Source organism: Streptococcus dentasini (assembly GCF_053206945.1).
In genome coordinates this window covers 16926-30315 of the sequence record NZ_JBRUHS010000004.1, presented here as the reverse complement: position 1 = coordinate 30315, position 13390 = coordinate 16926, and the positions used below count along the sequence as shown (strand labels likewise).

At 41.8% G+C, this 13390-nt stretch carries 11 protein-coding genes and 2 pseudogenes; 4 read left to right on the top strand and 9 right to left on the bottom strand.

Features of this window, described 5'->3' with window-relative positions; translation table 11 throughout:
* Positions 1-18 precede the first annotated feature (18 nt).
* The 9 genes and pseudogenes from ACVR1G_RS04490 to ACVR1G_RS04450 form a co-directional block, all read right to left on the bottom strand.
* Positions 19-147, bottom strand: a complete 129-nt coding sequence (locus ACVR1G_RS04490; protein ID WP_447452005.1) for a hypothetical protein — start codon at positions 145-147, stop codon at positions 19-21.
* Positions 148-395: 248 nt separating this feature from the next.
* The gene (locus ACVR1G_RS04485; RefSeq protein WP_447452004.1) at positions 396-3080 is read right to left on the bottom strand and encodes a cation-translocating P-type ATPase; all 2685 of its coding nucleotides are present in this window, start codon (positions 3078-3080) and stop codon (positions 396-398) included.
* A gap of 200 nt (positions 3081-3280) precedes the next feature.
* Positions 3281-4453 carry a sialidase family protein gene (locus ACVR1G_RS04480; RefSeq protein ID WP_447452003.1) on the bottom strand — a complete coding sequence of 391 codons (1173 nt, stop codon included), beginning with the start codon at positions 4451-4453 and terminating at the stop codon, positions 3281-3283.
* 16 nt (positions 4454-4469) lie between these two features.
* The gene (locus ACVR1G_RS04475) at positions 4470-4925 is read right to left on the bottom strand and encodes a NanQ anomerase/TabA/YiaL family protein (RefSeq protein WP_447452002.1); all 456 of its coding nucleotides are present in this window, start codon (positions 4923-4925) and stop codon (positions 4470-4472) included.
* 15 nt (positions 4926-4940) lie between these two features.
* A complete protein-coding gene (gene pdxA / locus ACVR1G_RS04470) occupies positions 4941-5969 on the bottom strand; it encodes a 4-hydroxythreonine-4-phosphate dehydrogenase PdxA (protein WP_447452001.1) in 1029 nt (342 codons plus the stop codon).
* 279 nt (positions 5970-6248) lie between these two features.
* Positions 6249-6569, bottom strand: a pseudogene (locus ACVR1G_RS04465) (dihydrodipicolinate synthase family protein); the annotation flags it as partial.
* Positions 6554-7360 (bottom strand): annotated as a pseudogene (locus ACVR1G_RS04460) (SLC13 family permease); the annotation flags it as partial. The pseudogenes ACVR1G_RS04465 and ACVR1G_RS04460, both read right to left, overlap by 16 nt.
* 330 nt (positions 7361-7690) lie before the next feature.
* Positions 7691-7975, bottom strand: a complete 285-nt coding sequence (locus ACVR1G_RS04455; protein WP_447452000.1) for a PTS transporter subunit EIIB — start codon at positions 7973-7975, stop codon at positions 7691-7693.
* A gap of 100 nt (positions 7976-8075) precedes the next feature.
* Positions 8076-8471 (bottom strand): YwiB family protein, encoded by a 396-nt coding sequence (locus tag ACVR1G_RS04450; protein WP_447451999.1) that lies wholly within the window; start codon positions 8469-8471, stop codon positions 8076-8078.
* 78 nt (positions 8472-8549) lie between these two features.
* Here ACVR1G_RS04450 and ACVR1G_RS04445 point away from each other — a divergent pair, with 78 nt between their 5' ends.
* The 4 genes from ACVR1G_RS04445 (at position 8550) to ACVR1G_RS04430 (ending at position 13371) form a co-directional block, all read left to right on the top strand.
* Positions 8550-9842, top strand: a complete 1293-nt coding sequence (locus tag ACVR1G_RS04445; RefSeq protein ID WP_447451998.1) for an HD domain-containing protein — start codon at positions 8550-8552, stop codon at positions 9840-9842.
* 276 nt (positions 9843-10118) lie between these two features.
* Positions 10119-10928 carry a sugar-phosphatase gene (gene yidA / locus ACVR1G_RS04440; RefSeq protein ID WP_447451997.1) on the top strand — a complete coding sequence of 270 codons (810 nt, stop codon included), beginning with the start codon at positions 10119-10121 and terminating at the stop codon, positions 10926-10928.
* A complete protein-coding gene (locus tag ACVR1G_RS04435) occupies positions 10928-12139 on the top strand; it encodes an aminoacyltransferase (protein WP_447451996.1) in 1212 nt (403 codons plus the stop codon). The genes yidA and ACVR1G_RS04435 overlap by 1 nt, the downstream gene beginning before the upstream one ends.
* Positions 12139-13371 carry an aminoacyltransferase gene (locus ACVR1G_RS04430; protein ID WP_447451995.1) on the top strand — a complete coding sequence of 411 codons (1233 nt, stop codon included), beginning with the start codon at positions 12139-12141 and terminating at the stop codon, positions 13369-13371. Before ACVR1G_RS04435 ends, ACVR1G_RS04430 begins: the two co-directional genes overlap by 1 nt.
* The last annotated feature ends 19 nt before the right edge of the window (positions 13372-13390 follow it).

Below are 13390 nucleotides of genomic sequence, written 5' to 3'. Positions count from 1 at the left end.
CTCTCTGTCCTTGGTACATTAAGATTTCCTTTCTTGAATATAGTCAATCAAATCCAAGGGCAAATCATAGCGTAAAAAGGGTGTAATCAGATAAATTCCATTAAAATACTCTAAAGCGCGGTCAATTAATTTCTTGCTTTCTGCCATGGCAACCGCTTGGCAGGCTGCCTTATCATCCTTAGGACTGACTACCGTTCGTTAAGGGAGTATGCTGCCTCCCCAATTTCTAGGTGGCGCCCTAAAGTAGGGCTTTTCTCAAGACAGTTCAGCCTATTAAGATGTCAACCTGACTTGACTTTCTTTGCTAGATATTAAAAATTTCAGTTGGGGCATTAAAAAACACCCCCAAACTTTAGCTCTAAGAAGCTGCCATAGTCATGGGGTGTTTCTAAACATTATATAGCTTTCTTATCTTGCCCTGTCATACGCTGAACTGCTTTAACAATTTCAACGATAACAATCATTAACAGACTGCCAGTCACTACAGCCAACCACTGAGTTAAGCTGAGGTGGGAAACGTGGAAAAGTTTATTGAATCCTGGTACAACGATGGTTACCATCAGCAATAAGAAGGCTACTGGGATAGCCCAGTTGAACGTCTTATTCCTAAATGGTCCAACTGTAAAGAGAGATTGGTAGACAGACTTAACGTTAAAGGCATGGACAAGCTGGATTAAGCCAAGAGTAGCAAATGCCATAGTAAGCGCATCTGCATGAATATCATGATTGCTTGTATGCTCTGGGAAAATAAGGGCCCAGGCATAAACACCGAGAACGAGGAGGGTTTGTAGGAAACCCTGATAGAGAATGGCTCCCATCACACCACCATCAAAGAAGTTTGATTGTCGGCCGCGCGGTTTATGGGTCATGACACCAGGCTCAGCAGGCTCAACACCAAGAGCGATAGCTGGTAGAGTATCTGTTACCAAGTTAATCCAGAGAAGATGAACCGGCTGCAATACATCCCAGCCAAAGAGGGTGGCAAAGAAGATCGTAAAGACTTCAGCCATGTTGGCAGAGAGCAGATATTGGATAGACTTCTGAATATTGGAGAAGACCTTACGTCCTTCTTCAACTGCAACGATAATAGTCGCGAAGTTGTCATCGGCCAGTACCATATCTGATGCTCCTTTGGACACTTCTGTACCTGTAATTCCCATACCGATACCGATATCTGCTGTTTTGAGAGAAGGAGCATCATTAACACCGTCACCCGTCATCGCAACGACTTTACCTTCGTTTTGCCAAGCTTTGACAATACGCACTTTATGCTCTGGCGATACACGTGCATAGACAGAATACTGTTTGAAGACTTTTTGGAATTCTTCATCAGACAATTCATCCAACTCAGCGCCAGTAAAGACATGGTCCTCGTGGTCATTTTCATTGATAATTCCGAGTCGTTTGGCAATGGCTTCAGCCGTATCCTGATGATCACCCGTAATCATAATTGGACGGATACCAGCTTCTTTGGCGACTGCTACTGCTTGTGCTGCTTCTGGACGCTCAGGGTCAATCATGCCGACCAAGCCTGAGAAAACAAGGTCAGCCTCTACTATCTCTGTCTCAAGTGTTGGCACTTCAGATACATACTTGTAGGCCATCATAAGAACACGCAGAGCTTGTTTTGCAAGTTCTTTATTAGTTGTTAAGATAGCCTCCTTATCTGCATCGGTAATTGGGCGAACAGTACCGTTTTCTTCAATTTGCGTGACACGCTTGAGCAACTGGTCTGGTGCCCCCTTAACGGCCACAAAATAACGGCCATCCTCCTGCTTATGAATAGTTGACATGAGCTTGCGCTCTGAGTCAAATGGTAATTCTGCGACACGCGGCTCTGCATTTAAGACGTCGCGAACATCAAAATTGTGATCAAAACCAAACTGCACAAGGGCGGTTTCTGTCGGATCGCCAATAAGTTTGCCGGCTGGATCAACCTTGGTATCATTAGCAAAGTTCATAATACGCAAAGTATTGTTGTCTGCTGCAATATCTGCTGCTGAACTTTGAAGCTGGCCGTTAGTGTAAAGCTTTTCAACGGTCATCTGATTCATGGTCAGAGTACCCGTTTTATCTGAGGCAATGATCTCAGTGGAACCCAATGTTTCAACGGCTGGCAGCTTACGCACAATTGAGTTGCGTTTAGCTAGAGTTGTTGTCCCTAGGGACAAAACAATGGTAACGATAGCTGGCAGTCCTTCTGGAATTGCTGCTACTGCTAAGGCTACTGCTGTCATCAAGCTATTGAGCGGCGGTTCTTTTCTAAAGAAGACATCAACGATAAAAGTGATAATAGCAATGACGACAATAAGATAGGTAAGGGCTTTGGACAGCTGTGTGAGACTTTGCTTGAGCGGTGTCTCTGTTTCATCAGCATTTGCCAGCATATCGGCGATTTTCCCAACTTCCGTATACATACCAGTATTTGTGACAACACCCAAACCGCGGCCGTAGGTTACATTAGAGTTCTGATAGGCCATATTGAGACGATCACCAATACCAGCATCCTCTGCAACATCTGCTTCTAGGTCTTTATCAACAGGGACAGATTCCCCTGTCAAGGCCGCCTCCTCAATTTTTAGTGAGGCTGCTTCCAGAAGACGCATATCCGCAGGGACAACGTCACCCGCTTCTAAAAGCACAATATCCCCTGGAACCAGTTCCTTAGAATCAATTTCAACGATATGACCATCACGACGGACACGCGCCAAAGGACTGGACATATCTTTGAGGGCTTCAATAGCGGCTTCCGCTTGACCTTCTTGATAAACACCAAAAGCAGCGTTGAGGATAACAACAGCTAAAATGATCAAGGCGTCAGTCAAGCCGTGCATACCTTCAGTAATAACAGACAGAGCTGCTGCAATCAAGAGGATAATAATCATTAAATCCTTGAACTGATCAAGGAATTTGGCCAAAAGGCCTCGTTTTTCACCTTCGTCAAGTTCATTACGACCATACTCAGACAAGCGCTGCTGCGCCTGACTATTAGACAGTCCCTCTTTGGAACTGTCTAGTTCTTTTAAAACATCATCGCTTGTCTGGACATGGTAGGGGGCTTTTAATTGTTCTTTTGCCAATTTTTTCACTCCTTTTGGTCTCTCTCATAATAATCAATAATATAAAAGAGACCTGTTTTTTAAAACAAGTCTCGCCGTTTAAGTCTGTGCCGGAAATTTCTTTCGTAATGACGACACTGACACGATTCTAACCAACCAACCTGTTCCTTAGAATCGTCTGCTACTCCCTTGATATGTTAATCATTATAGCAAAACTTTAACTACTTCTCAATACCTTGACCCGAAGTCGGATTATAGATACCATCTGTTTCTCTTTTTTCTCCAAATAGATCGGCAACTGAAAACCGCACATATTTGATACAGAGCCTATTTTTGTAGGCGTAGACCAAATGAAGCAGGCCATCCCTAGTTTGGTAAAGCGTCGGATATTCATACTGAGCATTATTGGTCTTGTTTTCTTCCCCAATAAACCCTTCGGCTGCTTCAAAGACACGGCCGATAGGCCAAGTTTTACCAAGGTCTTCTGACACAGAGACAGCTACTGGATTGCGAAGACCCGGCCAAGCAACCTTACCGAATTCCGGATGACGGGTAGCATTAACATTGTAAGCCAGAGCAATCTCACCCGACTGGAGCTTAATAGCGCTGATACTGGCATTATTGTTAGGCAGAACAGTCCTTTGTGGTACACTCCATGTATCACCAAAATCGTAAGACTCACTGATATAAATATTATCTGCAAAACGGCTGCGCATGAAAGCCACTAAATGTCCTGCCTCAACCTCAATCAGATTAGCATGCACCCGGCCATTGCTTTCAGGCATGCGGACACGCTTCCATGTTTGACCAGCATCATCAGACACTCGAAATTCTGTAGGGTCATTGGTCAAGCCTTCAGCTGAATCTTCACACAGCCAGGTTGCAAAAATCCAACGGCCATTGCTCAAAATCTGAATGGCTTGACGCGAGAAGGTTCCTTCTTCTGGGAAAAGAACCTCTGGCTCTTCCCATGTCTGACCTTCGTCGCTTGATTTTTGAACCATGATCACAGAGGTAAACTGCATGTTATCTTTACCTTCCTGGCGGCTGAGCTGAGACGTGTAGATTAGCCAAATTTGACCATCTGGAGCACGGAAAAAGGCAGGGTTTTGCTCACTTCGGTCTTTACCCTTGGAAACAATTGTAGCTTCAGACCAAATCTGGCTGTTGGGATTAAGTTTTGAAACAGCAATGGAAATGTCACCGCTGCCTTCAAATGAACCTGCAAACCAAGCACATAATAGTCCACCGTCTTGGGTTTCAATCAGAGCTGGCGCATGGGCCGTTGCCTTACCTCCTCTTGGAATTAAACCAAAGTCAACATTTAGAAATTCATCTCGATAAACTACACCGTTGGGTTCAGAAACTCGTACACTTGGTAATGTTAGCTCCATACCGTTGCCTCCAATCTTAATTCGTATCTATTTCTAGCTTAATGACAGCTTTTGTGAATGTTAACGGCTCCTCCATATGAAAAACAGCCTTATGCCCATCCCATGGGAAGCAAACATAAGCCATACCTGAACTTATTTTCATGTAGTGCTGCGTCTCACCACTATATTTAGCAACATCTTTTTCATCATTATAGGGAATGGCAACAGACAAATTTGATAAGTCTTCTAGAGCCGCATATTCAGCACCAGCTAATATAATTTGAACATCAATGTATTTTTTATGAGATTCAAACTGTGCCTGCACTAAGGGCTTTGTACTCCCCTTTTGAAAGAAAACAACCCCACCATCAAAGGGATAACGAACACCAGTTTCCCAGCTATCTTTATAGGTCTCCATCGCTTCTAGAGCTGGGGTTAGGTGAGGCAAAACAGCAGCATATTTTTCCAAACGCTCCATACGATCGATAATCATGACAGTCTCCTTTTTCTATGAATTTTCTGCTAGACGGATAGCGTAATCAATTGCATTTTCTAGGCTGATCTCACTGGCACTCCAACTACCTGCTTGGTCAAAAGCCGTTCCATGATCTACAGAAGCGCGAATAATAGGCAAACCAAGCGTGATATTTACCCCTTGAACAGCCTGCCAGTTGCCTTTTTCTTGGTCGTAGACAAAACCAAGAAGTTTCAAAGGAATATGTCCTTGGTCATGATACATGGCAACAACAATATCGTACATACCGCCATTAGCTTTGGAGAAAAGAGTATCGGCAGGTAGACTGCCTTCTACATTAATCCCTTCAGCTTTAGCTGCTTCGACAGCCGGATTAATCTGCTCTATTTCTTCACGACCAAAAAGTCCATTTTCTCCACAGTGAGGATTCAGTCCAGCTACTGCTACTCTAGGATTTTGTAGGCCGAGATTTCTACATGCCTGATCGGCAATTCGGATAACATCTAAGACACGTTCTTTGGTTGCACGGTCACAAGCTTCGCGCAGCGACACATGTGTTGATACATGAACGACACGAAGGTTGCCATCTGCTAGCATCATGGTATACTTGTCCGTTCCTGTTAAATCGGCGTAGATTTCGGTATGACCAGCATAGTGATGTCCAGCTGCATTCATCGCTTCCTTATTGAGCGGATTGGTAACAGTTGCATCGATTTCCTTAGCCAAGGCTAACTCAATGACCTTTTTTACATATTGAAAAGCAGCATCTCCTCCAGCAGTTGAAACTTCCCCAACCTTAAATGTAGTTATATCAATAAGGCCTAAATCAATCATATCAAGGGTACCATACTCATATCGGCCATCTGCTGGATGCTTAATACTATTGATTGTCAAAGTCACTTCTGGATGTTTTTCTAGGTAATAGTCAACAAGCGAGCGATCCCCGATAAGCAAGGGATGACAGCGCTCATATAGTTCAGGTTTGTTAAAAGCCTTAATAGAGATCTCAGGACCAATGCCTGCAGGATCTCCCATCGTAATACCAATGATTTTTTTCATCATATTTCTCCTATACATAAACTACTAAGTAAGTGCTCCAAGGAATTTAAAAAACAGAATGACGATTCACTAAGGAAGCTATGGAGGGCTAAAAGAAATTTAGGGAATCTGACCAAGGATTAAGCACCAAATTTCAGTAGCTTCTTCCTGACTGCTGAACCCCATAGGAGCGCAGGCGTGTTTAGTTATTAAGGGACACAGCCCATAAAAAGCGACAGCAACCATGATGTTCACTGTCTAGATAAGCCGCGTGAAATAAATTCAATTTCTTAGAATGTTCAGTTACCTCATCCCTTTTTCTTGATTATCAGCAAGGACCTGACGAAGGGCTAAAAGACCTGACTCCGACAGCTGATTGAAGGGGGCACGGCACTTCCCGACAGGGTAGCCTAGTTCTGCAACCGCGTATTTAACGATAGTATTGGGGTTGCCAAATTTAAAACAATTGCGGAAAGAACGGATAGAATCTTGATAGCGCCGAGCCTCTTCAAGATGACCTGCAACAAACTGCTCATAAATCTGTGCCATGGTATAAGGATAAACGTTTGAACAGCCAGCAATTCCTCCTCTACCTCCAGCCATCAGTGTCCAAAGAATAAGAGAAAGGCACCTGCTAAACTAGGAATAATATAGGCAGCTTCGCCCAAATAATTTAACATCATCATGCCGACAACACTAATAATGAAGGCAATAATAGTGGCTCGCTCTTTCCACGTTGGCAGCTCTGTTTGCTGCTGCTCCTGACTCTCAACGGCATTTTTAGCAGTATCTGTTACAGAATGATCTGGTAGGAAACGATAACCAAACACAGACCATATTAAAAAGCCAATAGAGAGAAAGAAATTGGCAAGTGCGAATCGTCCCATTGATAAAGTTTCATTGTACCCCGCAGCTTGTAGAACACTTACTGTAACACCATATGTCAAGGCCACGTTAAATGGAAGCAAGGGATGATTTGTAGCAAATCCCAAAGGCATCATTAATTTAGAAGTTGGTAATTTCTTATTATAAGGAATTGTTGAAACTAGCGAAAGAATCAAAACATAATAACCAGTTGCTCCTGTTCCCATTAAACTAGCTCCTAGCATGACAACTATAAGTAGCAGGATATAGCTCTTGTAGCCACCCTTACTAACTAAGCTAAGAATTGTCGTTTGGACACGTCCGATTAAATTGGTTTTCATTAAACCGGCCATCACAACCATGAAACCAGCAATCATGATGACAGTTGAGTTAATAAAACCAGCAAAAGCCTCCTGAACCGTAGATAAACCTGTTAAAACTAAAAGTAAACAGGCAAAAACTGGAGGAGCTCCAAAAGCGAATTTGTCAGACATGATCATGATGATCATCAAGGCTAAAATGCCCAGAGCAAGAATCATTTGTATTGTCATTTTTACACCTCCGATAACACGTTTTGTGTAAGCGTTTTACAAATTCTATGGTAATACCTTTTTGAATTTTCGTTAAGCAGAGAAAAAGTTTAAATGTTTTCTTTTGAAACAAGTTTAAATTATCTCATCTGGCACAACCTAATGCTTGTTCCAAATTTTAACAAATTTAGGGCTAGACCGTATCTCACCAAAAGGGACTTATAAAAAATTAATGACTTAGCAAATAATTGAATACTGCTCTTGAATTTTAGCAATTAAAGTAACTAAAAAGGCCAAGATTATTCCTTAGCCTTTTATCTGTTTTGTATAGAGTTTGCAGGTAACTTGGTTCTAATTATTCCAAGCATCCTGTGTATCTACCTGTCCGACACCCTTGATACCAGTGGAAACAAGACTATCATAAACTTCTTTAACATTAGACATAACAAGCTGATACTGCCCGTTCGTATAAAGGGCCATAGCAACCCCATCTAGTTGCTTAAGCATGTCGGCATTAGCTTTATTAACTCTTTTTAAACGTAACCGTAAACGTGTTGTACAGTATCGTACATCTTTAATATTGTCTTTACCACCAACATTTTTTATAATATCGTCTGCTAGCTGGCTGTTATTCAAAATTATCAACTCCTTACTATTTTTACTCTATTGTATCACCATTACTGAAATTTGAAAGCTCTTAATCCTTAAAATATTATTTCAGTGCAATAGTAATATCCTATTGCCGCCAAAAAATTTTCAAGTGGTAGCTTGCAAGGATACCCTTAGTCTCTGGGGCAGAGGACTTTAGTAGGTAATTAATCTGAATAGTTTGCTGTTCTCTATCAACTGTGAACTTACCAGTCTCTATTTGAAAATACTGCATTCCAACAGGGGTAGGAAAAACGGCGGTTGAGGGTAGAGAAGGTGTAAAACGCATAACTGTTTTTGGAGCTGAAAAACGGGTCATGGTTAATTCATCATCATTAAATTTGATAACAACTTTTTCACCGTCACTATTGTGATAAATCAGGTAATCATAATTCCCTTTTTGTTTCCACTCACAGTTGTGGCTCTCGTTGATAATTTCTGTCTCTCCCTCCATGCTGATGGTGTTATGAATGTAGATTTGCATAGTTTTTTCTCCTGTCTTTTTGCTCTAATATTCTATCAATTTCAGCCTAATTTCGCAATTTTTGCTATACTAAAACTTATGAAGGAAAAAATTTTTCGTGATCCTGTTCACAATTATATATCTGTTACAGATCCTCTTGTTTATGATCTTATTAATACTAGTGAATTTCAACGTCTGCGCCGTATTAAGCAGCTAGCTACAACTAGTTATACCTTTCACGGTGCTGAGCACAGCCGTTTCTCACATTGCTTGGGCGTTTATCATATCGCAAACCGCCTTGTGAGTTATTTTGAGCAGCGCTATCCTGAGGACTGGAACAAAGAAGACAGTCAGTTGACCATGGTTGCAGCCCTCCTCCATGATTTGGGGCACGGTGCCTATTCTCATACTTTTGAGCGCCTCTTTGGTACAGACCACGAGGCTATCACCCAAAATATTATCACCAATCCTGCTACTCAGGTCAATGCTGCCTTGCGCCGAATATCTCCCGATTTTCCTGATAAGGTTGCTAGCGTAATCAACCATACCTATCCTAATAAACAGGTGGAACAGCTCATTTCCAGCCAACTTGATTGCGATCGTATGGATTACCTGCTGCGCGATGCTTATTATACCGGAGCGAGCTATGGTCAATTCGACCTCACCCGCATTCTCAGCGTTATCCGTCCCTTTGGTAACGGGATTGCCTTCACAATCAACGGGACACATGCCATTGAGGACTATTTAGTTAGCCGTTACCAAATGTATATGCAGGTCTACTTTCACCCTGCCAGTCGGGCAATGGAGGTCTTACTTCAAAATCTGCTGAAACGCGCTAAGGAACTCTATCCTCAACAGCGCTCCTACTTCATTCAGACCTCTCCTTGCTTGATTCCTTTTTTTGAAAACAATTACAATTTGCAGGATTATTTGCACTTAGATGACGGTGTGATGAATACCTACTTTCAAGCCTGGATGCAGGCAGACGATGCTATTCTAGCTGACTTGGCCAATCGTTTTATCAACCGCAAGCTCTTTAAATCCTTGATTTTAACTAAAGATAGCCAAACAGACTTGCGAGATTTAAAAAAATTAGTGGCCGCTATAGGCTATGATCCAGAGTATTATACGGCAGAGCACAAAAATTTTGATCTTCCTTACGACATTTATCGACCTGAGAAAGAAAGCCCTCGAACACAGATTGAACTGCTGCAAAAGGATGACAACCTCAAGGAACTCAGCCAAGAATCAGCCCTTGTCAAGTCATTGACAGGGACTATCCACGGTGATTACCGCTTCTATTTTCCTGCTGAAATGCTGGAGACAGATGATCTCTTTCAAGACGAAAAAAAACAATTTCTCAGCTATTCCAAAAATGATTATCTGCTGTAGAGCACTCAACCGAAGTATCCCTATAATGATGTTAGACCACTAGAAAATTCGTGCTAAGTGCTTACCTATAGAGTTCTGTTATCTATTTTCAGAGCTTTTAGCGTCTCATGCTATTACTGCCTGTCATGACAAATGGCAGGATTTTTAGTAATATAGTAGAGGTGTTTTGCTTTTTTAGAAAGGCTGTTATTTTATGCTCAAAGAGAATTACCGAGATCCTGTTAATTTTCAGAGAGTATTAGCTATACTTTTATAATTGATAATTAAGGAGATGCTATGGCAATTAAACTCGTGGCTGTTGATATTGATGGCACCTTGGTTAACAGCGAACGTCAGATTACTGCTGATGTCTTTGATGCTATCCAAGAGGCCAAGGCTGCTGGGGTCAAAGTGGTTATTACAACTGGCCGTCCTATCATTGGTGTCCAAAGTCTTTTAAACGAACTCCATTTAAATGAACCTGACAACTATGTCATTACCTTCAATGGCGGACTGGTTCAAGATACAGCAACCGGTCAGGATTTGCTTTCAGATAGTTTAGCCTATGAGGACTATCTGGATATTGAGGTCTTAGCGAATAAATTGGGGATCCACTCGCATGCTATCACTAAAGATGGTATCTATACCAGCAATCGTGATATTGGAAAATATACTGTCCATGAATCTACCCTAGTCAGCATGCCTATTTTCTACCGTACACCTGAAGAAGTCACTGATAAAGACTTCGTTAAAGCTATGTATATTGATGAACCTGAACTATTGGATGCTGCTATCGCCAAGATTCCTGAAGATTTTTATCAGCGTTTCACAATCGTGAAGTCCCGACCTTTCTATCTGGAAATTCTCAATAAGACTGCCAGCAAGGGGGAAGCTGTTAAACACCTAGCGCAGCATCTGGGGTATAGTCTAGATGAGACCATGGCCATCGGTGATGAGGAAAATGACCGAGCTATGCTGGAAGTTGTCGGGCACCCCGTTGTGATGGCCAACGGCAATCCTGAATTGAAAAAAATTGCCAAACATATTACCAAATCAAATGATGAATCCGGCGTTGCTTACGCCCTTAGAAAGTGGGTCTTAAATTAATGTTTACCTATAAAGTTGGTATCTCAGCACAAGAACACGATGATTTTGCTAAAGCAAGCAATCAGACCAACCTACTCCAAAGCAGTGCTTGGGCACAGGTCAAGGATAATTGGAGCAATGAGCGCATTGGTTTTTACAAAGATGAGGTCCAAATTGCATCTGCTTCTATCCTGATTAAGCGCCTGCCTCTAGGTTTTACCATGCTCTATATTCCGCGCGGACCAATCATGGATTATACGGATCAAGACCTTGTTAATTTTGTTATCCAATCTTTGAAAAAGTATGGGAAATCAAAACGTGCCCTTTTTATTAAGTTTGATCCAGCCTTGCTGTTAAAAGCATATAAGATCGGGGAAGAGATTGAAGAAAACCCTGATACTCTGGCTATCTTAGATAAACTTCAAAAAGCTGGGGCACAGTGGACTGGACGAACAAGTGAAATCGCAGAGAGCATTCAGCCTCGTTTTCAAGCCAACGTTTACACTCAAGAAGATATGGCAGCAACCTTCCCCAAACATACTAAACGGTTAATGAAAGATGCCAATAATCGTGGGGTTGTAACAAGTCGCGGCAGTATTGATGATGTTCAAGCATTTGCTGATGTTGTTGCACTGACAGAAAATCGCAAGGGAGTTGCCCTCCGGAACTATGATTATTTTAAAAAGATGATGTCCATCTATGGTGATGATGCCTATCTGCACTTGGCTAAGGTTAATCTGTCCAAGCGTTTAGCTGAGTACAAAGAGCAGCTGGAGCAGATTGAAAAAGATTTATCAGAAACGGCTGACCATCAAAAGAAGCGACTGACCAAATTGACTCAGCAACAAAACTCAGTAAAAAAATATATTGCGGAATTTGAAGACTTTGTCAATAAATACGATGATGACCTTATTATCGCTGGAATTTTATCTGTTCGTTTCGGTAATGTTATGGAAATGCTCTACGCCGGGATGAACGACGAATTCAAGAAATTTTATCCACAGTATTCCCTTTATCCTAAAGTTTTTGAAGATGCCTATACTGATGGTATCACCTGGGCCAATATGGGCGGTGTCGAAGGAACATTGGATGACGGTTTGACTAAATTCAAATCTAATTTTAATCCAACCATCGAAGAATTTATCGGTGAGTTTAATATCCCTGTCAGCCTTCTCTATAAACCAGCCATGTTTGCTTACAATAAACGGAAACAAGCAAGGAGCAACCACTAATGACGTTTGAAATTTTGAGTCAAGAAGTTTTTGAACAATTCAGCCAAGAAGTTTCCTACAAATCCTTCATGCAATCCGTTGAAATGGCAGACCTCTTTCGCAGACGCGGTTATAGTATCAGCTATGTAGGGCTTAAAGCTGATGGGAAGCTGCAAGTGGCTGCCCTGCTTTTCACTATCCCTATGACTGGTGGCCTCCACATGGAAATTAATTCCGGCCCCTTTTCAACAGATACTAGGTATCTCAGTGATTTTTATCAAGCTTTGCAGGACTATGCTAAGAACCAGGGGGTTCTAGAGCTTATTGTGAAACCCTATGATACCTACCAAACTTTTGACAGTGATGGTAAGCCCAGTGATCAAGAGCGCCCTGAGCTGATTAAAACTTTAACCGATTTAGGCTTTCAGCACGATGGCCTTCAGACTGGCTATCCGGGCGGTGAACCTGACTGGCATTATGTCAAGGATATGACTGCTCTTACTGCAGATAATCTGCTAAAATCCTTCAGCAAGAAGGGACGTCCGCTAGTTAAAAAGTCTAAGACTTTTGGGACCAAATTGCGTAAGCTCCAGCGCGAGGAATTATCAATCTTCAAAGAGATTACGTCCACAACATCAGATCGTCGTGATTATACCGACAAACCCCTAGACTACTATCAGGATTTCTATGATAGCTGGGGGGACAAGGCTGAATTTATGGTGGCTAGTATCAACTTCCAAGACTACCTAGGACACTTGCAGGACGATCAGGATAAACTGGGACAAAAGATTTCTAAATTGCAAGCTGACTTAGAAAAAAATCCAAACTCAGAAAAAAAACAAAATCAGCTTCGGGAATTCTCCAGTCAGTATGAAACCTTTGAGGTTCGTAAAAGCGAAGCTAGACAGCTGATTGAACAATATGGCCAAGATGACGTCATCTTGGCAGGCAGCCTTTTTGTCTATACGAAACAAGAAGCTATCTATCTTTTTAGCGGTTCTTATACAGAATTTAACAAATTCTATGCACCTGCCCTCCTGCAGGAATATGTCATGTTAGAAGCCTTAAAACGTGGCATCCCAACCTACAATTTCTTAGGTATTCAGGGGATTTTTGATAATAGCGATGGTGTCTTGAAGTTTAAACAGAATTTCAACGGCTATATCGTCCGTAAAACGGGAACCTTTCGCTACTATCCAAATCCATTAAAATATAAAGTTCTAAATACTATTAAAAAAATTTTAGGACGATGATAATAAAGCGAAGCAACAA